We start from the raw sequence: 23,242 nt of genomic DNA on the forward strand, positions 1-23,242 counted from the left end.
AAGATGATTTTGCTTTCCTTTTTTAATTCCATTTTTGTGAATATGTTTAGACCCGCACTCTGGACATTGTATCATTTTTTTATTTTTGATAATTTGACCCCTTTATCTAAAAATCATACCTTAATTCAGCAACGCCAAAAAGTTTATCATCGTTTAAATTTAATTTGGGGTGTAAAACCTATTTTAATCCCTAATGATCCAGTTAATTTTGAAGAGTTGGTAGCAGAAGCAGAAAGGATTATTAAACAAAGAAATTTAGGGAAATCTGGAGATAAAATTTTAATTATGGCGGGGATTCCCACGGGTAAAAGTCAAGGTACTAATTTCTTGAAAATACACCAAATTGATTAATATTTAACAAATAGATTTGATACATCTATCAATGGGCAAAATGAAGGGAAGATAAAAACAAGATTAATGCTTTGTAAATAATAAGCAAGAATCCCACCGCAAAATTATCAAATTAGTCTATTATGTCAAAAACTCTTATCCATCAATATCGCCGAGACTTGGAAACCAGAAAAAGATATGGAGGTAGTAGCAACGAAGGCTCGATTCGTTATGCTTTTGCAACTTTACTTAATGGTTATTGTAAGCCGAAAGATTTTCTATTGGTGGAAGAGTTGACTATTAAAAGTCGTTTACACAAGCCTATTCGTCTCGATGGCATTGTTAAGGATGCTTTACGCCTTGATTGGGGATATTGGGAAGCAAAAGACGAAAAGGATTCTTTAGACGCTGAAATTGAGGCAAAATTTAACAAAGGTTATCCTAACGATAATATTTTATTTGAGGATACTAAAACCGCCGTATTAATCCAAAATGGACAAGAATCTTTGCGGATTGATATGGAAAATGATGACGATTTAGACAAGTTAATTAAGCAATTTTTAGACTATGAAAGGGCAGAAGTTAAAGATTTTCGTCACGCTATTAATACTTTTAGTCAAGATTTGCCAACTATAATTGATACTCTCAGAAAACTGATTGATAGTCAAGACCTCACCCCCCGCCTTTCCAATTCTGAGAATCGCCCCCCTGCTTCCAATTCTGGGAATCGCCCCCCTGCCCCCAATTCTGGGGGAGTAAGAGACGGTATGGAAGTCCCCAATATTGGAAAGGAGGCAAATCAAAAATTTATTGAAGCAAGGGATAAATTCTTAAAAGTATGTCAAGAATCTATTAATCCAGACATCACTATTGATGATATTCGAGAGATGATTATTCAGCATATTTTGACGGAAGATATATTTACAAATATTTTTAGTGATGCTCAATTTCATCAAGAAAATAACATCGCTAGACAATTAAATGAAGTTATTAAAACTTTTTTTACTGGTAATGTTAAACGCAACACTTTTAAAACCATTCAAAGTTATTATAATGCCATTATTCGCACTGCTTCAAGTATAGTTAATCATCAAGAAAAACAAAAGTTTTTAAAAGTAGTTTATGAAAACTTTTATAAAGCCTATAATCCTAAAGAAGCCGACAGGTTAGGTATAGTTTATACTCCTAATGAAATTGTTAAATTTATGGTAGAAAGTACTAATGAATTATTATTAGAACATTTTACTAAAAATTTAGGGGATAAAGGAGTAGAAATATTAGATCCTTGTACGGGTACTGGTACTTTTATTACAGAAATATTATACTTTTTATTAGAAAGAGATATTGAATATAAATATCAAAATGAGATTCACTGTAACGAGATGTCAATTTTACCCTATTACATCGCAAATTTGAATATTGAATATACTTATCAGCAAAAAAAACAGCAATATTTAGAGTTTAATAATATCTGTTTAGTGGATACTTTAAGTCATACTAATTTCGGTGGAAAACAGTTTGATTTATTTGCCATGAGTCAAGAAAATACCGAGAGAATTAAACGACAAAATGAGAGTAAAATATCGGTAATTATCGGTAATCCTCCCTATAATGCTAATCAACAAAATGAAAATGATAATAATAAAAATCGCTCTTATCCTGATATAGATAAACGCATAAAAGAGACTTATATTAAAGAAAGTACTGCCCAAAAAACAAAACTTTATGATATGTATTCTCGTTTTTATCGTTGGGCAAGTGATAGGTTAAATGATGAGGGAATTATCGCTTTTATTACTAATAATTCTTTTATTGATGCTAGAACTTTTGATGGTTTTAGAAAGTGTTTAGAGCAAGAATTTGACTATATTTATATTATTGATTTAGGCGGAGATGTGAGAAAAAATCCTAAGTTATCAGGCACAACTCATAATGTTTTTGGTATTCAAACAGGAGTGGCAATTCTATTTTTAATTAAACTAAAAGAGAAAAAATTATCTTGTAAAATATCTTATACCAGAAGACCAGAATTAGAAATAGCGGAAGATAAATTAAAGTTTTTAAGTGCTAATAATTTAAAGTCAATTAATTTTGAAACTATTAATCCTGATAAAATAATAATTGGATTAATCTAGCAGATGATAATGATTTTGAGCGTTTAATTTCTGTGGCGAATAAAGAAACAAAATTATCTAAAAATAAAGATGAAGAAACAGCTATATTTAAGTTTTTTTCTCATGGAATCAATACTGCTAAAGATGAGTGGTTAGTTAATATATCAGAACAAAATTTATATCAAAGGATAACTTTTTTTATAGATATTTATAATAACTCTCAAGATTTTGAGAATAGAATAAAATGGTCAAGAAATCTTAAAATAAGACATAATAAAAACTGTAAAGAAATATTTAATTACAATAATATTAAACCTTTTTGTTATCGTCCATTTTCACCTAATTTTATTTATTTTTCGGAGATTTTAATTGATGAAAGAGGTTATCGTAAACAGTTAGGAAAGGAAAATTTAACTATAGCTATTTCAGGACAATCTTCTAATAAATTTTTTCATTGTTTAGTAAGTGATAAATTAATTGATTTACATTGTACTGGTGATAGTCAATGTTTACCATTATATCGATATGAAAAAGGAGAGAGAATTGATAATATAACAGATTGGGGTTTAGAGCAATTTAGAGAATACTATCATAACGTAAAACGGGCTTCTAGCCCGTCGGAGGATAACAGGCAGGATGCCTGTTTTACGGATAAGGAGAGTCAATATAAGATTAAAAAAGAGAATATTTTTTATTATGTTTATGGAGTTTTACATAACCCTAAATATCGTCAAAAATATGAGTTAAATTTGAAAAGAGAGTTTCCGAGAATACCTTTTTATGATGACTTTTGGCAGTGGGTAAAATGGGGTAAACAATTAATGGATTTACACTTAAATTATGAGACGATTAAACCTTATGAATTGAAAAGAATTGATGTGGATAAATCTCCCCCAGAATTGGGGGCGGGGGGACAAATTCACGCCCCTAAATCCCCAACTTTGGGGACTTCCAAGCCGTCTCTTACTCCCCCAGAATTGGGGGTAGGGGGGCGATTCCCAGAATTGGGGGCAAGGGAGCGATTATCAGTTAAACCGAAGTTAAGAGCGGATAAAATTAACCATCAAATTATCATTGATGAGGTAACAACTTTAACAGAAATTCCGCCTTTAGCATGGGAATATAAACTAGGAAATCGCAGCGCTTTAGAGTGGATTTTAGATCAATATAAGGAGAAAAAACCGAAGGATAAAACCATAGCAGAAAAGTTCAATAATTATCGATTTGCTGACTATAAAGAGGAAGTAATTGACTTATTAATGAAAGTAACAACGGTTAGTATGGAGACAATGAAAATCATTAATGAAATGAATAATTTTGGAGCTAAAAAAATTTAATTTTAATAGAAAGAGGGCTAAATAAGAGCTTTTGTGAATTACTCCCCATTTTCTTCTTCTTCGCTAATATTCATGGGATTTCCCGGCATCGCTACCACAATGGCATCAATCACTTTTCCTACGGTAACAATTTCTAAGCCTATATCTGTAGAATATGTTTGTCCTTTAGGTACGATTGCCCGTTTAAAACCTAATTTCGCCGCTTCTTTTAATCTTAATTCCATTTGCGACACTAAACGTACTTGTCCTCCTAATCCTATTTCTCCAATTAATACTGTACGAGGATCAACCATCCGATCTCGAAAACTAGCTACAATGGCGATCGCCATACCTAAATCTGCTGCTGGTTCTTCTACTGCCAAGCCTCCAGCCGATGCTACATAAGCATCTAACTTAGAAAGGGGAATACCAACTCTTTTTTCTAATACGGCTAAAATTTGTTGTAATCTATTATAATCAACTCCTGTGGTAGCACGACGAGGAGAAGTATAACTGGTGGGGCTTACGAGGGCTTGTAATTCAACGACAAGGGATCTTGTTCCTTCACAGGATACAATGGTAGCTGTACCCGGTGCTAATTCATCCCGACTGCTTAAAAATAACTCCGAAGGGTTAGAAACCTCATCCAAACCATGATCTACCATTTCAAAAATACCGATTTCATGGGTAGCACCAAAACGATTTTTAACAGATCTTAACAAACGATGGGAAGCATAGCGATCGCCTTCAAAATATAATACCGTATCTACTAAATGTTCTAACACCCTTGGTCCTGCGATCGCCCCTTCTTTAGTAACATGACCGACAATAAAAAGAGTTATGTTTTCTCGCTTTGCCACCTGCATTAAAGCAGAAGTACATTCTCTTACTTGAGAGACAGAACCGGGTGCAGAATTTAGAGTAGCATAGTTGAGAGTTTGAATACTATCGATAATGGCAACTTGAGGTTTAAGAGACTCTAATTCTCGCAAAATTTCTTCTAAATCAGTTTCTGCCAAAATGTATAAATTGGGCTCAAATACCTCTTTTTCTCCGTTGTCGTCATTCTCTTTTGTGACACCAACGCCTAAACGAGAAGCTCGTAACTTGATTTGTTGCCCTGATTCCTCTCCCGAAACATAAAGAATGCGAGGAAAACGCAAAGATAATTGATTCGCAGTTTGTAATAATAAAGTTGATTTACCGATACCCGGATCTCCTCCAATTAGTACTAAAGAACCGGGTACAATACCACCACCTAAAACCCGATCTAATTCATGATAACCTGATAACATCCGAGGCTGTTCTTGTTCGGTTATGTCAGAAAATTTGACAGATATTCTTGGTTGTGGCGTGGTAGGTTTGCGATTATTATTGTTACTTTGAGACTGCCAACCTGCTCGGTTATTACCGTTAGCATTACCGTTGAGAATCTGCTCTTCTAAAGTACCATAAACATGACAACTAGGACATTTACCAAACCACTGAGAAGATTCTGTACCACAAGCATTACAGATATAAACGGTTCTGGTTTTTGCCATAGTGTTTCTATGTCCTATTGTTTTATGATTACATTACAATCTTATCAAAAAAAATTTTTTTCAATCATTAAAATTAGTAACTATTAGATTTAATTATTTATTATTCATTGTTACCCAAATCTACCGCTTACATAATCTTCAGTGGATTGTTGACTTGGGTTACTAAAAATTTTGTCAGTTTCATCAAATTCGACTAAATAACCAACTTTACTACCTTTTCCCACAGCTTCAGCATTGAAAAAAGCAGTCATATCAGCAACTCTGGTGGCTTGTTGCATATTATGAGTCACAATAACGATGGTGTAATTTTCTTTTAATTCTTGCATCAATTCTTCTATTTTGATGGTAGAAATGGGATCAAGAGCAGAACAAGGTTCATCCATTAATACTACTTCAGGTTGTGCGGCGATAGTTCTTGCAATACATAACCTTTGTTGTTGTCCTCCAGATAAGGAAAAACCACTTTCCCCTAACTTATCTTTGACTTCATCCCATAAAACGGCACGACGGAGGGAGGTTTCTACTAATTCGTCTAAATTTTCTTGATAGCCATTAACTCTAGCACCGTAGGCAACATTATCATAAATAGTTTTTGGAAAAGGATTAGGTCTTTGAAATACCATTCCTATACGTTTCCTTACTTCTACGGGATCAATATCTTTAGCATATAAATTTTGTCCGTGATAAGTAACACTACCTTTTATTTTAAAAGAACGAATTAAGTCATTTAAACGGTTTAAACATCGCAAAATAGTACTTTTCCCACAGCCCGAAGGCCCAATAAAAGCGGTTATTTTTTTTTCTGGAATATCGAGATTTACTTCTCTAACGGCTTTGTTACTACCATAGAAAATATCAACATCTCTCAACTCAAACACTGAATTCCTTAAAGATTCTTCCATGATTTTTTTCCTATTTAATTTAATAGAATAATTCAATTTTATTGTTAATAATCAACCAACATTTATTTGTCATTAATACAGTTTTCTACGGGTAGCTAAACGAGCTAAAATACTGGTACTTAATACTAAGAATACCAAAATTAATGATCCAGCCCAGGCTAATTCTTGTTGTGGTTTAAAGGGTAAAATCGCAAAATTATAGACTAATACAGATAAAGTAGCGATGGGCTCGGCTAAACCTTGAGCTGATACGTTAGGCCAAAAGTTAGAGAATAAAGCCGTAAAAATTAAAGGTGCTGTTTCCCCTGCTGCCCGTGCGATGGCTAAAGTAACACCTGTAACAATACCGGGTAAAGCCGCAGGAAGGACAATTTGGACGACAGTTTGATAGTTATAAGCACCAACTCCTAAAGCCGCCCAACGAATTTCTTGAGGCACAATTTTTAAAGCCTCATCTGTGGTACGAATAATAGTCGGTAACATTAACACCGCTAAAGAAACACCCCCAGCGATGGCGGAAAAACCTACGATACCACTTGATACTAATAAACCAAAAGCGAAAATCCCCGCAATAATAGAAGGAACACCGCTAAGTACGTTAGTAGCAAATCGAATACTGGTAGCAAACTTATTACCGTGACTAAATTCTGAGAGGTAAACTGCCGCTAATACTCCAATGGGTACGGCTAAAATTACGGCGATACCAACTACCACAAGAGTTCCAATAATGGCATTGGCTAAACCCCCTTCATCTAAACCCGGAGGGGGTGGTAATTGAGTAAATAAATCAATGTTGATACGACTAAAACCCTGTACAAGTACGAAGAAAAGTACTGCTATCAAAGGAATTAAAGTGACAATCATACACAAGCCACTTAATCCCGTCATGACTGATCCTAGTATAATTCTAGGACTGGAAGACTTCTTTTTTAAACTGCCAATAGTTGAAACAACCATATAAATTAATTAGGAATTAGGAATTAGAAATTAGAAATTAGGAACCAGAGATTAGGAATTAGAGATTAAATGGGGAAAATGGTACTAAATAGTCAAGTTTGGGGACTTTTTTCTTAATATGCCCCTAAATCCCCAAGTATGGGGGTAGGGGGCAAACCAAAGTTGGGTGTAGGGAGATAAAATTATAATTTTTTTAACAAACTTGATATTAAGTAATATTCCCATTAAATCTACTCATACTTAGCTTTAACTTGATTAACGATATATTCCGCAAGAATATTGACAATTAAAGTTAGTAACATTAACACTAAACCTGCATACATCAAAGCCGAAATTTGTAACCCACTAGCTTCAGCAAATTGGTTAGCAATTAAAGAAGCAATGGTATTAGCTGGATCTAAAATAGAGATACTTAGACGGTTAGAGTTACCAATAATCATGGTTGCCGCCATAGTTTCACCCATAGCACGACCTAAAGCTAACATAACACCGCCCATGATGCCCGAAATAGCCGCAGGGATTAAAACTCGAAAAATGGTTTCCCAACGAGTTGCACCCAATCCTAAAGAGGCTTGACGTAAATCAGGAGGTAATGAAGCTAAAGAGTCACGGGAAATAGCAATAATAATCGGTAAAATCATGATAGATAAAACTATCCCCGCAGGTAACATACCTGGCCCTGCTGGTTCGCTACTAAATAAAGGAAACCAACCAAAATTACCATGAAGCCAAGTTCCAAAAACGGTAGTAATTGGTATTAAAACAAAAATACCCCACAATCCATAAACTACGCTAGGAATAGCGGCTAATAATTCCACTAAAAAGACTAACACTGTACGGATTTGATCTGGAATAAAGTCTTCACTTAAAAATACTGCTGCACCAACTCCTAAAGGAATGGCAATGATAAGAGCAATTAATGAAGAGACAATAGTTCCGTAAACTACAGCTATCACTCCATATTCATCAGTAACAGGATTCCAATTACTATTAGTAAAGAAGCCAAAATTAAATTGTTTAATAGCAGGAAAAGCACCAACAGCAATAATAATTGCTACACTGATTAAAATTAAACCAATACTGAGGGCAAAGGCAAAAGTTAGCCATTTAAACCCATTATCTAAGGTTTTTTCTAAGGGTGATCTTCCCCCCGTCATGAGATTATCTGTATTAGAAGAATCGGACTGTGTCATCTTAACTTTTAGTTATACTTTTATGAGTATTAACACAATTAAAAAAGTTATTATTTACTTATTAATCGTGGTTTCGATTTTCAATATAATTTTTTGTAGCAATTGTTACTAGATTAACATTAACAAGTATTTATACCTGAAGGAAAGTTGATCAAAATAGCTGATTTTCGTCTTTCCTTGCCTAGTTCACAAATTACTCTTTATAACCTAGACTATCAAGGTTAAATTTTAGTTAACAGTGATGGTGAAATCTGGACTAATTTGATCCGCTACTTTTGCCACCGTTTCAATCACATTTTGTGGTAATGGTATATAACCTAATTGCGACGCTACATCTTGCCCATAGGTTAAAGCATATTGAATCATTGCTTCCATGGCGATCGCCTTATTAGGATCATCATATTTTTGATAAGCCAAAATCCAACTATAAGTAACGATAGGATAAGATTGATCACCATCGGGATCAGAAATAAAAGCGCGTAAATTTTCGGGTAACTCCACGTTAGCTAAAGTTTCCGAAGCCGCTTCATCGGTAGGAGGAATAAATTGTCCCGCTTTATTTTGAATCGCAGCCATCGTTAATTTATTATTTTTAGCGTAGCCATACTCTACATAGCCAATAGCCCCTTCATTTTGCATAACAGTAGCCGTTACACCCTCGTTACCTTTACCACCGAGGAATTTACCGCCATCGGGTCCCCATTGAACAGTTTTGCCTTCTCCTACTTTCGTTTTCCAATCTTCACTAATAGCGGATAAATGTTTAGTAAATACGCCTGTTGTACCACTACCATCAGAGCGATGAACAAAAGTAATGGGTTTATCAGGTAAAGTTAAATCTGGATTATCAGCGACAATTTTGGGATCATTCCATTTAGTGATTTTGCCCAATGCAATGTCCACATAGGTTTCCCTACTTAACTTCAAACCTTCCACCCCGGGTAAATTATAGGCAAAAACGATAGAACCAGCAGTAACAGGTAACATTAAAGCACCCTTGCTTACTTTCGCAATTTCTTCATCTTTCATGGCGGTGTCACTAGCACCAAAATCCACCGTACCAGCGGTAAACTGTTCAACTCCAGCACCACTACCCACCGATTGATAATTTACCTGTAATTTAGGTACTTTTTGATTTAAAGCGACAAACCAATTTTGATATAGAGGAGCAGGAAAACTTGCTCCAGCACCAGTTAAAGCTACAGTATTTTCAAAAGGTACAGTAATAGATGCACTACTTTCTTGAGTTTCACCTTCTGTGGGAGTTTCTGTAGTAGTAGTTTCCTTCGTGCCACCGCCACAAGCCGTTAAACTTAAAGCTAAAGCTAGGATTGATAAAGATCCTGCGAGTTTATTTTTACTTTTAATTATCATATTTTAGAAATATTATTTTTATTTTGAGACTGTTTGGGATTTAATAATAATATGAATTAGACTTTTTTTAGGTAAAGAAAAGGTTAAGAACTTATTTCCTTGAAAGGAAAGATTCTTTTTTATGGATATTTAAAGGCTTATAAGTAATAAATATTAAGATTTTTTACCTTAATAAAAAACAAGAAGGTTAAGAATAAATTAAGGATTTTTATTTAGAATTGATATATAATTTGTTTAGAAAAAATTAAACTATGAGCGTTATCTTTTTTGGTTAATATTCTTTAAAAAGTTTTAATCATTCTTAATAAAATTGACCAATAACATTGATATTAAATAAAGATAACGACAGTTTATCTAAACTTTTTGTTGAAAAATATTAACTAATAATTTATGATTAATAAGTATTCATTACTTAAGAAAAAAATTTTCTTACCAGTAGTTATTTTATCTACTATATTATCTGCTTGTGGTGGTACTAAAACTGAACAATCACAAAATATAACCATAGATGGATCGAGTACGGTTTATCCTATCACTAATTCAATTGTCGAAAAATTTAACGCCTCCAACAAAACAAATATCGAGGCAAAATCTGGTTTTTCAGGTTCAATCGGTGGATTTAGAAAATTTTGTCAAGGTGAAACTGAGATAAATAATTCTTCTGTGCCTATTCCTCAAACTTTCATGGATGAATGTAAGAAAAATGGTATTGCTTATATAGAATTACCCGTTGCTTTTGATGCTTTAACCGTAGTAACTAACCCTAAAAATGATTGGGCAAAAACCATTACCGTAGAAGAATTAAAAAATATGTGGCAACCATCGGCGGAAAATAAAATTACTCGTTGGAATCAAGTTAATAGTGAATGGGCAGATAAACCATTAAATTTATTTGGTGCTGGTAGAGATTCTGGTACATTTGAATATTTCACCGTGGCTATCATTGGGGAAGAAAATAGTCGTAATGATTATGTATTTAGTGAAGATGATAACGCTTTAGTTCAAGGGGTAATACAAGATCCTAACGCTCTGGGTTATTTCGGTTATGCCTACTATTCAAGCCATAAAGATAAGTTACAAGCCGTAGCCATCGATAACGGTAACGGAGGAATTTTACCCTCCGATGAAACCATCAAAAATAATAGCTATCGCCCTTTAACTCGCCCTTTATTTATTTATGTCAACGCTAAAAAAGCCCAAGAAAATAAAGCCTTAACCCAATTTGTCAAATTTTATTTAGATAATGCTTCTAAAGTTGTTCATGAAGTAGGTTATTTACCCTTACCAGATTCTGCTTATAAAATTGCCTTAATTCATTTCAATAAAAATCAAGTGGGTACAGTATTTAATGGTAAACCTGAACTTAGTGCGACTATCAATGAATTACTAAATAGGACTTATGCTTCTGACAATAAAGAGGGTTATGTATTTTAACAAGAAATAAACCGAATTTACCTCACTTCCATGCTTTGAATATCTTATGGGAGTAGGTGTCAGGTATCAAGTGTCAGGTGTCAGGTATCAAGTGTCAGGTGTCAGGTGTCAGGTGTCAGGTGTCAGGTGTCAGGTATCGGGTGTCAGGTATCAGGTGTCAGGTATCAGGTGTCAGGTATCAGGTTTTAGGTTTTAAATAATGAGTTTATAGATTATTCAATATTCTTCCCTATCTATTCTGTACTATCCTCACCTTACCAACAAATTTTGTAGTTTAATTAATATAAATCTCCACTTTCTTGTAAAGAGTGTAATCTTTGATAAATACCTTTTTTAGCCAATAATTCTTCATGGTTGCCAACTTCTGCAATTTTTCCTTGATTTAACACTACAATTTTATCCGCTTCTCTCACAGTACTTAAACGATGGGCGATTATAATAGTAGTACGAGTGCCGAAAATTGATCTCATGGCTAATTGAATCTCTCTCTCTGACTCATAATCAAGGCTAGAAGTGGCTTCGTCAAAGATTAATACATCGGGATTCATTATTAATGCTCTGGCAATGCCTAGCCGTTGTTTTTGCCCTCCTGAAAGCCTTACACCTCTTTCCCCTACAACGGTATGATATTTTTCAGGTAAATCTTTAATAAATTCATCAACTCTGGCGATCGCACAAGCCTGTTGTACTTCTTGTAAACTAACATGAGGATTGCCATAGATTAAGTTATCAAAAATTGTGCCATTAAACATATCAACTTCTTGATGCACAATAGCTAAACGACGACGATAATCAGAAATATCGAGGTTTTTAATATTAATTCCATCTAACAAAATTTCTCCATTTAAAGGTTCGAAATAACGATATAAAAGTTTAACTAAAGTTGATTTTCCAGAGCCAGATCTCCCGACTAAAGCCAGTGTTTCATAAGGTTGAATTAAGAGGTTAATATTATCAATAACTAAAGAATTATTACCATAACCAAAAGCTATATTTTTTAACTCTATTTTCCCACTAAATTTATAATTATTTTCAATAATATTTTGAGGATTTAAAGTTGAAGCATCTTCCCCTAAAGGTAAATTCATAAACTCATGAAAACGAATCATCGAAGCATAGCGACGGGCAAAAACTTCTGATAAATTACTAATAGGTTCAATTTCTCCATAAGCCATACTTGCTACAGTGTAAATGGTAATAAAATGACCGATAGAAATTTCTTGTTTTACGGTAGGAATTAAGATCGATAAAAAGATTAAAAATAAAGATAATTGTACAATAGTTCTTGACCAAGTCGCTAGTTTTACATAACCTAAATGGATACGATTAATGACTACTTTATATTCTCTATTTAAGCGCTTTTTTTGTCTAATTAATTCTTGAGATTCTGTCGCAAAAGCCTTAACTGTTTTAATATTAGTAATAATTTCTGAAGTTCTACTTTCTGTATTTTCTTGATGTTTATCTAATAACTCCTCCTGTTTAATTAATTTTTTGAGGTATATTAAAGTGAAAATTAAAATAGAAATAAAGGAGATAATAAAACCAATAGCTATCTTTTTTTCTAACAATAAAATAACAAAAAATATCCCTAAAACTCGAATTAATTTAGGTAATAATTGTCCAGCTATTTCTGGATAAGTCCATGTATGATTTGCAATACCTCTAGCCACTCTTCCCGCAATTCTACCCGGATTATTTTCGTCATAAAAACTTAGAGGTAAACTCAATATTTTTTCAATAACTTTTTGAGAATAATCTCGACGAGTTTTAAGAGTAATTTCCCAATGAAACCACGAACCAATCCAAGGTTGAAGAGGCGCTCTAACTACAGTAATAATAAAAATTATGATAACTAAAACAGTTAAAGATAAGGTTTGATTATCACTATTAATATTAACAATATTTCTGATATTTACGATAATTATTTGTAAGAAATCATCAACTTTTTGTCCTGATATTACATTTAATATTTGCCCTATTAAATAGGGAACAATTAAGTCAATTAACTCAAATAAACCTGCCGCACCTATACTTAAAAAAACTGTTAATTTATAGTCATCATAATATTTAATTAAATCTTTAAAAGAAGCCATAAAATAATTAAAATTTAAAATTAGTCATGAGTAATTTAAGGTTACTTGTTACTTTCATTTTTTTGTTTTATATACGTTGGTTTAAAGTTTTTTTTGTCATCTTTATTATAATTATTTTTATTATCATCTTTATTATAATTACTTTTATTATCATCTTTTCTAAACCCTTTAGGATCAGGTTTATATCTAGGACAAGCATAAGGTATTACTTTTTTTATTTCTAAAGTACCTCCTTTTCTTTGACATAAAATTTTATAGACATATCCTGTCCATAATTTTTTATTTTTCACCCAATCAAAACTATTAATAAAAGTATATTTAAACTTCTTAATAAAACCTGTTTCTTTAGCAACTTTACGCACATCTTCCATCATCATGGAACGTTGTATAGTTATGTTCTTTTGTGCAGTCCATACTCCTGTAAATTCCCAAGTTTCAAATCCTCTCGGATTACTGGGCATATCTTTATCCCAAGCAATAATTTGCAGACAAACTAACTTATCATCCTTCATTTTAGGATAACCCCTAAACCAGTGAGAGCCTAACATTATTTGTTGGTTACAAGCAATCCAATGTAATCGGGGATTTTTGAAAGTTACTTCTAATTGAAAACCATCAGGTAAAATCAATAAAAAAGGTTTCTCTGCCTCCGAAGGCGGTACTAATATACCTTGTACTTCAGCAATAGCCTGATGACAACCATTTCCTGCTAAAATTTTATAACGTTTTTTCTCGACTTTTTCAACTTTTTCAACTTTTTCAACTTTCTCAACTTTCTCAACCTTTTTAGAAGAAGATTTTTCTTGTTTTTTAGTAGTTGAATTAACTTTAGTTTTTTCCTTAGAATTTAGATTTTTAGATTTATTCTCTCTAGTTTTTTCTTTTTCGATACTGATGGAATCTTGGTTACCTTCTTTTTCGATACTGATAGAATCTTGGTTAACTTCTTTTTCAATACTGATGGAATCTTGGTTAACTTCTTTTTTAATACTGATAGAATCTTGGTTAACTTCTTCTGCAATCTTTTCCGATTCAACGGGTTGAATTGATACTGTGATAGTTTCTTTTTCTTCTGAAGAGATTATGGGTAAATCCTTAGTCTTTTCTGATGATATTACTTCTAAAGGACAACAAAGACGACAAGGTGAATAACCTTTTTCGATTCCTTTAGGAAAAGACTCTAATACTTGCCAACCATCTTTTTCGTGATGACAGTGACGACAATGTTGAGCATGAATTTTATTAGTAGGTGAGACGTAAAAAATAGTTTCGGTTGGTTTTTTCTTGGTTTCCCTTGTCATGGCTTCTCGGAAATAAGTGTTTTTTTTGATTAGTGATTTATTAATAGTGTTTCATTTTAAATGGTTTTTCCTCTCTTATACAGATTTTCTTGATATTCTCTGGAATTTTTCTGTCTCCATAATGAGTTTTTAATAAAAATTGTTAAATATTAATCAGTTTGTGTTTAATTCTGAAGATAATAAAACCGCTTCAAGTATAATAGTCAAGAGAAATATATATATGGAGAACAAGCAATGTTAGCTTACTTTCTCGCCACAATTATGGCTATTATTAGCTTAACACTATATCTGAATGCTTTTATTAGTCCTAAAATTCACCGACAGGATGACTTTTTATGGAGTGGTTTGGGGTTATTTTACTCCTTAACTCTTTGGATATGTGCAGGTAGAATTACAGGGGCTGTATTATTAGGACAATTTGCGGTAACTTTTATCGCTATTGCTTTTATTTGGGAAAATCGTCAATTAAGAAAAGTTATTACGGCTAACGCAGATTCTAATCAAGTTTTAGAAGGATTTTCCGTTTTAAGTTTGATGCTTACTTCTTTGAGTAAACTATCAGAATTGACAAAGAAAAAACCTCCCATTATCAATAAAACAAAAATTAATAATCAGGATAATAATAACTTAAAAGAAAAAACCGAAACTGTTACCCAAAAAATACCAACACCACAACCTCAAGAAATTGTTTCTCCAGAAGTAACTACAGAATCTGTTTCTATTCCAGCAGTAGCCCAAGAGATTATCCTCTCAGAAAATGACACAAAAGACGAGGCAAAAGAAGCTGATAAAGTTATCAACAACATTGCCACTCATGAGGAGGAAAAACAAGAGGTAATAAAATCATCTTTGGATTCTCCTGAAATATCTTCCCCTTCTATGGAAGAAAAACCTTCAGTAATAAATATTGTAGATGTTGAGGAAACAAACTTAGATGACGATTTTGATATTGATTCTCTTGGTTTATCCTCCTCTTCAGAAAATAAACCTTTACCTCCTAAATCTAGTATTTTTGGCAAAATTTTTGCCGCTTTGGGTAAACCATTTCAACGTAAAGCAACTCCTCCCCCAAAATCTCCAGATTTAATCGTTAATCAAGAAGTTGATGATAATGAAGAATCTGTTATTCATACTGATATAGTGGAAATTGATCCTAAAACTACCGCTACTGAAGTAGAAGAGGCGATCGCCAATTGTGATATAGTAGATTCTAACAATATATCTGAGGAAGAAGAAACTATTAACCCTGAAACAGAAACAGAAACGGAAATGGATATAGTTACTCAAAGTCAAGAAGAAACTATTAACCCTGAAACTGAAACGGATATAGATATAGTTACTCAAAATCAAGAAGAAACTATTAACCCTGAAACTGAAACAGAAACGGAAATGCATATAGTTACTCAAAATCAAGAGGAAACTATTAATAATCAAGAGGAAAAAATAGAAGAAGAATTATTATCCGAAAAATCCTCTGACGTAGATGATATTAACTCTCAAGATATTCCTGAAGAAGATATAATTGACACTTTATCTGATTTATTTCCAGTCACAAAAACCACTAATCAAGAATCATAAACATCTCATTAATTAACTTAAAAAATGACTAAAAAATATAACGTCTATGGCATAGGAAATGCTTTAGTTGACATGGAATTTAAAGTAACTTCAGAGTTACTCAGTGATTTAGCCATAGATAAAGGGGTAATGACTTTAATGGATGAAACCCAGCAACACAAAATCATCCAACAATTACCTAATCCTTGTAAAAAATGTTCAGGAGGTTCTGCTGCTAATACATTAGTAGCGATAAGCCAACTCGGCGGAAAAGGTTTTTATTCTTGCAAAGTTGCGGATGATGACGAGGGTATTTTCTACCTTGAAGATTTACTCCGTTGTGGTTTAGATACTAATTTAACTCTTGATAATCGCCTAATAGGAATAACAGGTAAATGCTTAGTATTAGTAACTCCTGATGCAGATCGCACTATGAACACTTTTTTGGGGATTACAGGAGATTTAACTCCCCAAGAATTAAATAAAACAGCTTTACAAAATTCAGAATATCTCTACATCGAAGGTTATTTAGTTTCTTCTCCCACCGCAAAAAATACCGCTATTCTTGCTAAAAATATCGCTCAAAAAGCAGGAGTAAAAACTGCCTTTTCTTTATCTGATCCTAATATGGTAGAATTTTTCCGAGATGGTATTTTAGAAATTATTGGTGATGGGGTTGATTTATTATTTGCTAACGAAACTGAAGCCTCAACCATGGCTAAGACGGATAATTTAGAAAGTATAATCACCCATTTTAAAACCTTAGCACGAACTTTCGCTATTACTCGTGGTAAAGAAGGTTCTCTTATTTTTGATGGCGAAAACTTACATGAAATTCCAGCTTTTCCCGTTACCGCCGTAGATACTGTTGGTGCAGGAGACATGTATGCTGGTTGTATATTATATGGTATCACTAATGGTTTAACTTGGAATGATGCTGGTAAATTAGCCTCTGTCGCTTGTGCTAAATTAGTAACCAATTTTGGTGCTAGGCTAGAAACTAATACTTTACAATCTCTCTTAACTCAAGTTTTGTAAACCCTAAAATAGAGCAAAACTCAAGAATTAACTCTCAACTATTTAAAAATGACTAAAATTATAATTATAGGTAGCGGTATTGTCGGTAGTACTATTGCTTATGAGTTAAGCCATTATCCTCATTTAGATATTACCTTAATTGATGAAAAAAATCCGGGTACTGGTTCAACAGGTGCTGCTTTAGGCATTTTAATGGGTATCATTAGCCATAAAACTAAAGGTAGAGCATGGCGATTAAGAGAGTCAAGTTTACAACGCTATCAAACCTTAATTCCTGAATTAGAAAGTTTAACAGGTTTGCATATTCCCTGTAATAATGATGGACTTGTTAAATTACTTTTTCCTGATGATGACTTAACTAAATGGGAAAAACTTGCTCAAATTCGTTCGGATCAAGGTTATAATCTCCATATTTGGGATCAGTCTCTGTTAAAATATCATTGTCCTGAAGTTGATGTTTCCTCTTTATTAGGTGCTATTTATTCCCCTTGCGATCGCCAAATTAGCCCCACATTTTTAACCAAAGCCTTAGTCAAAGGAGCATCTTTAAAAGGGGTAAAATGTTTATTTGGGGTAAAAGTCGAAAATCTAAAGATTGTTAAAAACCATGAAGGAAATAATAGCCATTGTCAACAAGTACAATTAGGAAATGAATCATTATCCGCCGACTGGGTAATCTTAGCCACTGCCTTGGGCACATCTTCTATTTTGCAAACATTGGGATCAAATATAGCTATTAAACCAGTTTTAGGACAAGCATTACTACTTAAACATAACACTTGGCAAACTAAAAATAATTTTAACCCAGTAATTACGGGAAATGATATTCATATTGCTCCTATGGGAAACGATGAATTTTGGTTAGGTGCAACTCTTGAATTTCCTGATAATCAAGATCAAATAATACCTGATGAAGAGCTTTTAATTAATTTACAACAACAAGCCATCAGTTTTTGTCCTAGTTTAAGGGATGCACCTACAATGTTATCATGGACAGGGAAAAGACCACGCCCCGAAGGAAAATCAGCACCAGTTATCGAAAAACTAGCGGACTACGATAATATTATCTTAGCGACAGGACATTATCGTAATGGAATATTACTCGCACCAGCTACAGCATTGTCAGTATTAGAGTTAATAAACTAAAAAAGTACGGAAGTTTTATGTTGCTAAAGCAAAAGATAAACCACAACTACAGTGATTTTTAATATCTGGATTTTTAAACTGAAATGCACCTCCCATGAGATCTTCTGTATAATCAATGGTAAGATTTTTGAGATATGGATAGCTTTGAGGATCAATAATTACCGTCATAGCTGAATTTATTTTAAACTGATAGTCTTCGGGTTGAAGTGAAGAATTAAAGTTTAATTGATATATATATTCAACGCAACCGCCTTCTTTTATTTCTATTCTCACATTAGAATTTTCTAACTCAAAAGAAGATTTAAGTCTCTTCACTTCGTCTATAGCCATGGATGTAAGATTTATCATAATTATTTATTATATTTTTAACTCTTTATTGTCTTGCATAATCATCCTGAAAACGAATAATATCATCTTCTCCTAAATATTCACCATTTTGAACTTCGATTAAAATTAATTTAATTACTCCGGGGTTTTCGAGACGATGAGAAGTACACTGAGGTACATAAGTTGATTGATTTGCTGCTAAAATTTTAACTTCTTCTCCACATTCTACTTTTGCAGTGCCTGAGACTACAATCCAGTGTTCACTACGATGATGGTGCATTTGTAAACTAAGACGGTGGCCAGGGTTAACTTCGATGCGTTTAATTTTATATCCTAAACCTTCTTCAAGGGTAGTAAAAGATCCCCAAGGGCGAGTTTCTGTGATATGATTTTCAACGGAATAGTCTTTTGTGGTTATATTTGATTGATCTTGAAGTTTAATCATAAAAGTATTTAAGTAAAATGAATTGCCAATTATCAGAAATGATAAATATTTTTGCAGTTATCTTAACTTAAAATAACAATAGTTTGACTTAAATAACAAACTTAGTAGTGAGCTTGAGAAAAGTTACAAGAGATTAAAGTTTTTCTGATAGGATTTTTGATCTAAAATACTCTTTATTTGAAAAAATTATGGAATTACATTTATCTACTTGGACAGAAGTCGAAATTTATCTTCAAGATCATGATAGTGTGATTATACCCATCGGATCAACGGAACAACATGGACCTACGGGGTTAATTGGTACAGATGCTATTTGTGCCGAAAAAGTTGCTAAAGGGGTATCAGAAACAACTCAAGCTATGTTAGCACCAACTATTAATGTGGGGATGGCTCTTCATCATACTTCCTTCTCCGGTACAATTAGTTTACGTCCTACCACTTTAATTTTATATCTTCAAGATTATATTACTTCTTTGGCTAAAGCTGGTTTTCGGAAGTTCTTTTTTATTAATGGTCATGGTGGTAATATTGCCACATTAAAGGCAGCTTTCTCACAAGTTTATGATCATTTAGATAGCTTAAATTTAGCTGATAGTCACCAAGTTAAATGTCATGTAGCTAATTGGTTTATGAGTCGGGAAGTTTATCTATTAGCCAAAAAGTTATATGGTGAGGAAGAAGGATCTCATGCTACTCCTTCTGAAGTTGCTTTAACTCAATTTGTTTATCCTGATTTGATTAAAAAATTTCCCTTAAGTGAAACCGTCGGCAAAGGACATTCAATTTATGGAGCAAAGAACTTTCGACACTGCTACCCTGATGGTAGAATGGGATCAAATCCTGCTTTAGCGACTCCAGAACACGGTCAACAGTTCTATGAGTTAGCGGTAAAAGAACTAACAAATAGTTATCTTGAATTTATCCGTTAGACAGGCTGTAAAATCTTATTTTTCTATATCAAATCACACATGAAATCATATCTTGCGGCGGCAGTTTGCATGACTAGCACTCCTGATGTTGACAAAAATTTAACTCAGGCAGAAGAATTAATTGAGTTAGCGGTTAATCAAGGGGCGAAATTAATTGGTTTACCTGAAAATTTTTCGTTTTTAGGTAATGATCAAGAAAAAATTACTCAAGTGGAAACTATTGCCCTCAAGAGTGAAAAATTCTTGATTCGTATGGCGCAACGTTTTCAAATTACCATTTTAGGCGGTGGTTTTTCGACTTCTTATAGTGAGGATAAATCTAAGGTTTATAATACTGCTATTTTAATTGACCCTAATGGATTAGAGTTAAGTCGTTATCATAAAGTACATTTATTTGATGTTAACGTGCCTGATGGTAATAATTATCATGAATCTAACACTGTTAAAGCTGGTTCTAGTTTGCCTCCGGTTTATGATGGTGGTGATTTAGGTAAATTAGGATTATCTATTTGTTATGATGTGCGTTTTCCAGAGGTTTATCGTCATTTATCTCGTGAAGGAGCAGAAATTCTCTTTATACCTGCTGCTTTTACTGCTTATACTGGTAAAGATCATTGGCAAGTTTTGTTACAAGCAAGAGCCATTGAAAATACTTGTTATGTAATTGCTCCTGCTCAAACTGGTAATCATTATGCTCGTCGTTTTACCCATGGTCATGGTATGATTATTGATCCTTGGGGCTCGATTTTGGCTTCTACTGGTTCTGATATTGGTGTGGCGATCGCTGAAATAAATCCGCAAAGATTACAACAAGTAAGGCAACAGATGCCATCTTTACAACATCGAGTATTTTATTAATTTAAAGTTTAAAACCTCCCCTTAAAAGGGGAAAAAAACAAAAAATTTTGATATTGGAGAATTAAATTTCTTCTACTTTACCGTCAAGATGAACAAAATATAATTCTACTTCTAAATTAGAATATTTCTCTTTGATAATAGACTTTGCTTGACTTAAATATTGACGATGAGTTTGTAATTCTTTCTCTGGATTTTCACTTAATTTAGCATCAATTTTACTAGCATAAGCTCCACAGTCTTGATGATCTAAAATAATCACTTTTTCGATATGATGTAACTGATTAGATAAGGCTAATTGTTCCCAAAAAACTTCGGTATCAGCATGGGAAGGAAAATCATTTAAAGCTAATGACGCACCTGCTAAACTTAACCAATCAAATTCATGCTCTAAATTACTATTTATCAAGAAATTTTGCTCAAAATCGATAAAACGAAAATCAATGCAACTCAATACTAAAGCTTTAGCTTTATGATCCGCTTTTGCTGATAAAGTAGAAGATAACCAAAAAGAGAAGCCTAAACTTCCTGTTAATAACAATTTAGTAAAATCTCGTCTTTTACAAGTACAAATATTGGTCATTTTTTTATATTTTTAGTAATCTATTTATGGTCTAAATTTAAAGAAGTCTAAAGCCTCTAAATCTCCAATAATGAAGACTTTCAGACAAAGGTTATTTTCTTTTTTTTGTTTCTCTTAAACTTGTGATAATTCTTTATCTTCCGTTTCTAAAATGGGCAAATGGGGATGAATGGCATAAATTGCTTGAGTGGTGGTATCAAAACAATTACCGTTACCGATTTTATCTAATAATCCTGTGCGATTTAAAATGTCTTTAACTTCTGGTTGTAAACCTGTTAACATTAGACGACAATCATGACGTTTAAGATCTTGGTAAATATCTTCTAAGGCTACTAATCCAGTGGTGTCAATATTTGGCACGAAACGTAAACGTAAGATGAGATATTTTACTTCTGGTTCGTCTCTCAAAAAAGTTACAAATCTTTCTGCTGCCCCAAAAAATACAGGACCATCCACACGATATACAGCTATTTCTTGAGTCAATTCTAAGGGGATACCTTCGGGGAAAACTTCTGTTTCAGGGATTTTCACCATGCTTAAATCACTCATGCGTTTGATGAATAATGCACCCGCAGCGATTAAACCGATTTCCACCGCTAAAACTAAGTCGAATATGATAGTAACTGACCATGTTAATAACATTACCGCTAAATCGGAATAAGTTGCTCTTAATAATAAACTAATGGCTTCCCATTCAATCATTCTGATACTTGTTACCATGAGGATTCCCGCCAGTGCCGCAAGGGGAATTTGGGCAGCATAAGGGGCAAAGATTAAGATAATCAATGCTAAAGCGATACCGTGAATAACTCCTGAAACTCTTGTTTTACCACCTGAGCGCACATTGACAGCAGTACGAGCGATCGCACCAGTAGCAGGAATACCGCCGAAAAAGGGTACAATTATATTAGCTATACCTTGCCCAATTAATTCTCTGTTACTGTTGTGTTTTTCACTAACTGTCATACCGTCAGCAACCACTGCCGATAATAGTGATTCAATACTACCTAAAGCGGCTAAAGCTAAAGCAGGGCGAAACAACTCCCGTAATAGTTGCAGATCATTCCAATGAGGAATACCATGAGGTAATGGTAAAGATTGGGGAATTGTGCCAATGGTGGGGATGTCAAAATGAAAACTTACTGTTACCACCGTTGCTAAAACTAAACCCACTAAAGACGCTGGAATGGAAGGATAAATATAAGGCCATATCAACTTAGTTACAATAACAATACTGGCGATGAGGATTGAATAAAGATTAATCAAGTCAAGATGACTTATAGTCTGTATCAAATTTCCCAAAAAATGCTCTTGACGAGGTAATTGTAAGCCAAAAAAGTTATTAAGTTGACCGAAAAAGATAATGATAGCGATACCATTAGTAAAACCTGCGGTAACAGGGTAAGGAATAAACTTCACTAACTGCCCTAATTTAGCGATACCCAGCGCAATTTGAATGATACCTGCCATAACTCCAGCAATCCAAACTTTTTCAATGCCATATTGACTGACAATGCCAATTAACACCACTGCCATCGCCCCCGTTGGTCCTGTAATCTGTACAGGTGAACCACCACATATGGATGCAACAATACCAGCAACAATCGCTGTATATAACCCAGCTTTCGGATCAACTCCACTAGCTACAGCAAAAGCCAAAGCTAAAGGTAAAGCAACGATAGCCGCCGTTAAACCTCCCGTTAAATCACCTTTAAAAGAATGCCAATAACTAACTTTAGATAATGATAATTGAGGGGATAATTCCTCTGAAATTGCCATAATTTTAAAACTCCAAAATAATATT

General features: G+C 33.5%; 20 protein-coding genes. 9 read left to right on the forward strand and 11 right to left on the reverse strand.

All coding sequences use genetic code 11. The features are described 5' to 3' along the window. Positions 1 to 42: 42 nt before the first annotated feature. The 3 genes from ACEW8E_RS13225 (at position 43) to ACEW8E_RS13235 (ending at position 3,781) form a co-directional block, all read left to right on the forward strand. Complete coding sequence (locus tag ACEW8E_RS13225) at positions 43 to 351, forward strand: pyruvate kinase alpha/beta domain-containing protein (RefSeq protein ID WP_373480825.1); 309 nt, start codon at positions 43 to 45, stop codon at positions 349 to 351. A gap of 122 nt (positions 352 to 473) precedes the next feature. Further along, complete coding sequence (locus ACEW8E_RS13230) at positions 474 to 2,465, forward strand: N-6 DNA methylase (RefSeq protein ID WP_373480826.1); 1,992 nt, start codon at positions 474 to 476, stop codon at positions 2,463 to 2,465. A gap of 32 nt (positions 2,466 to 2,497) precedes the next feature. Beyond that, the gene (locus tag ACEW8E_RS13235; protein WP_373480827.1) at positions 2,498 to 3,781 is read left to right on the forward strand and encodes a type ISP restriction/modification enzyme; all 1,284 of its coding nucleotides are present in this window, start codon (positions 2,498 to 2,500) and stop codon (positions 3,779 to 3,781) included. 38 nt (positions 3,782 to 3,819) lie between these two features. On the opposite strand, the gene radA is transcribed toward ACEW8E_RS13235, so the two are convergent. The 5 genes from radA to pstS form a co-directional block, all read right to left on the reverse strand. Next, complete coding sequence (gene radA, locus ACEW8E_RS13240; protein WP_373480828.1) at positions 3,820 to 5,301, reverse strand: DNA repair protein RadA; 1,482 nt, start codon at positions 5,299 to 5,301, stop codon at positions 3,820 to 3,822. A gap of 110 nt (positions 5,302 to 5,411) precedes the next feature. Further along, positions 5,412 to 6,203, reverse strand: a complete 792-nt coding sequence (gene pstB, locus ACEW8E_RS13245; RefSeq protein ID WP_373480829.1) for a phosphate ABC transporter ATP-binding protein PstB — start codon at positions 6,201 to 6,203, stop codon at positions 5,412 to 5,414. A 72-nt stretch (positions 6,204 to 6,275) separates the two neighbouring features. Further along, positions 6,276 to 7,160 carry a phosphate ABC transporter permease PstA gene (gene pstA / locus ACEW8E_RS13250; protein WP_373480830.1) on the reverse strand — a complete coding sequence of 295 codons (885 nt, stop codon included), beginning with the start codon at positions 7,158 to 7,160 and terminating at the stop codon, positions 6,276 to 6,278. 230 nt (positions 7,161 to 7,390) lie between these two features. After that, a complete protein-coding gene (gene pstC / locus ACEW8E_RS13255; RefSeq protein ID WP_373480831.1) occupies positions 7,391 to 8,353 on the reverse strand; it encodes a phosphate ABC transporter permease subunit PstC in 963 nt (320 codons plus the stop codon). Between the two features lie 228 nt (positions 8,354 to 8,581). Beyond that, entirely contained in the window at positions 8,582 to 9,727 is a 1,146-nt protein-coding gene (pstS, locus tag ACEW8E_RS13260) for a phosphate ABC transporter substrate-binding protein PstS (RefSeq protein WP_373480832.1), read from the reverse strand. Positions 9,728 to 10,117: 390 nt separating this feature from the next. On the opposite strand from pstS, the gene ACEW8E_RS13265 reads away from it, so the two are divergent. Next, on the forward strand, positions 10,118 to 11,161 hold the full coding sequence (locus ACEW8E_RS13265; protein WP_373480833.1) for a PstS family phosphate ABC transporter substrate-binding protein: 1,044 nt from the start codon (positions 10,118 to 10,120) through the stop codon (positions 11,159 to 11,161). A gap of 278 nt (positions 11,162 to 11,439) precedes the next feature. On the opposite strand, the gene ACEW8E_RS13270 is transcribed toward ACEW8E_RS13265, so the two are convergent. Both ACEW8E_RS13270 and ACEW8E_RS13275 read right to left on the reverse strand, forming a co-directional pair. Next, a complete protein-coding gene (locus ACEW8E_RS13270) occupies positions 11,440 to 13,257 on the reverse strand; it encodes an ABC transporter ATP-binding protein (RefSeq protein WP_373480834.1) in 1,818 nt (605 codons plus the stop codon). A gap of 41 nt (positions 13,258 to 13,298) precedes the next feature. Next, on the reverse strand, positions 13,299 to 14,558 hold the full coding sequence (locus ACEW8E_RS13275) for a hypothetical protein (RefSeq protein WP_373480835.1): 1,260 nt from the start codon (positions 14,556 to 14,558) through the stop codon (positions 13,299 to 13,301). Positions 14,559 to 14,792: 234 nt separating this feature from the next. Between ACEW8E_RS13275 and ACEW8E_RS13280 the strand changes: the two genes are divergently transcribed. From ACEW8E_RS13280 to ACEW8E_RS13290, 3 genes are read left to right on the forward strand one after another with little or no spacing between them, the layout of a single operon-like run. After that, positions 14,793 to 16,136 (forward strand): Ycf66 family protein, encoded by a 1,344-nt coding sequence (locus tag ACEW8E_RS13280; RefSeq protein ID WP_373480836.1) that lies wholly within the window; start codon positions 14,793 to 14,795, stop codon positions 16,134 to 16,136. 24 nt (positions 16,137 to 16,160) lie between these two features. Continuing rightward, a complete protein-coding gene (locus ACEW8E_RS13285; RefSeq protein ID WP_373480837.1) occupies positions 16,161 to 17,153 on the forward strand; it encodes an adenosine kinase in 993 nt (330 codons plus the stop codon). 48 nt (positions 17,154 to 17,201) lie between these two features. After that, a complete protein-coding gene (locus ACEW8E_RS13290; RefSeq protein ID WP_373480838.1) occupies positions 17,202 to 18,299 on the forward strand; it encodes an NAD(P)/FAD-dependent oxidoreductase in 1,098 nt (365 codons plus the stop codon). A 15-nt stretch (positions 18,300 to 18,314) separates the two neighbouring features. Here the strand turns inward: ACEW8E_RS13290 and ACEW8E_RS13295 are convergent, their stop codons facing one another. Both ACEW8E_RS13295 and ACEW8E_RS13300 read right to left on the reverse strand, forming a co-directional pair. Continuing rightward, positions 18,315 to 18,647: a HesB/IscA family protein gene (locus ACEW8E_RS13295; RefSeq protein ID WP_373480839.1), complete on the reverse strand. Its 333-nt coding sequence runs from the start codon at positions 18,645 to 18,647 to the stop codon at positions 18,315 to 18,317. Positions 18,648 to 18,672: 25 nt separating this feature from the next. Then, entirely contained in the window at positions 18,673 to 19,071 is a 399-nt protein-coding gene (locus ACEW8E_RS13300; protein ID WP_373480840.1) for a phosphomannose isomerase type II C-terminal cupin domain, read from the reverse strand. A 188-nt stretch (positions 19,072 to 19,259) separates the two neighbouring features. On the opposite strand from ACEW8E_RS13300, the gene ACEW8E_RS13305 reads away from it, so the two are divergent. Together ACEW8E_RS13305 and ACEW8E_RS13310 are read left to right on the forward strand one after the other, a co-directional pair. Beyond that, positions 19,260 to 20,000 carry a creatininase family protein gene (locus ACEW8E_RS13305; RefSeq protein WP_373480841.1) on the forward strand — a complete coding sequence of 247 codons (741 nt, stop codon included), beginning with the start codon at positions 19,260 to 19,262 and terminating at the stop codon, positions 19,998 to 20,000. 39 nt (positions 20,001 to 20,039) lie between these two features. Further along, positions 20,040 to 20,858, forward strand: a complete 819-nt coding sequence (locus ACEW8E_RS13310) for a carbon-nitrogen hydrolase family protein (RefSeq protein ID WP_373480842.1) — start codon at positions 20,040 to 20,042, stop codon at positions 20,856 to 20,858. A 61-nt stretch (positions 20,859 to 20,919) separates the two neighbouring features. Here the strand turns inward: ACEW8E_RS13310 and ACEW8E_RS13315 are convergent, their stop codons facing one another. Together ACEW8E_RS13315 and ACEW8E_RS13320 are read right to left on the reverse strand one after the other, a co-directional pair. Further along, positions 20,920 to 21,438: a carbonic anhydrase gene (locus ACEW8E_RS13315; protein ID WP_373480843.1), complete on the reverse strand. Its 519-nt coding sequence runs from the start codon at positions 21,436 to 21,438 to the stop codon at positions 20,920 to 20,922. A gap of 114 nt (positions 21,439 to 21,552) precedes the next feature. Beyond that, entirely contained in the window at positions 21,553 to 23,217 is a 1,665-nt protein-coding gene (locus tag ACEW8E_RS13320) for a SulP family inorganic anion transporter (RefSeq protein ID WP_373480844.1), read from the reverse strand. Positions 23,218 to 23,242: the final 25 nt, after the last annotated feature.

Source organism: Geminocystis sp., assembly GCF_041753295.1.
Lineage (GTDB): Bacteria > Cyanobacteriota > Cyanobacteriia > Cyanobacteriales > Cyanobacteriaceae > Geminocystis.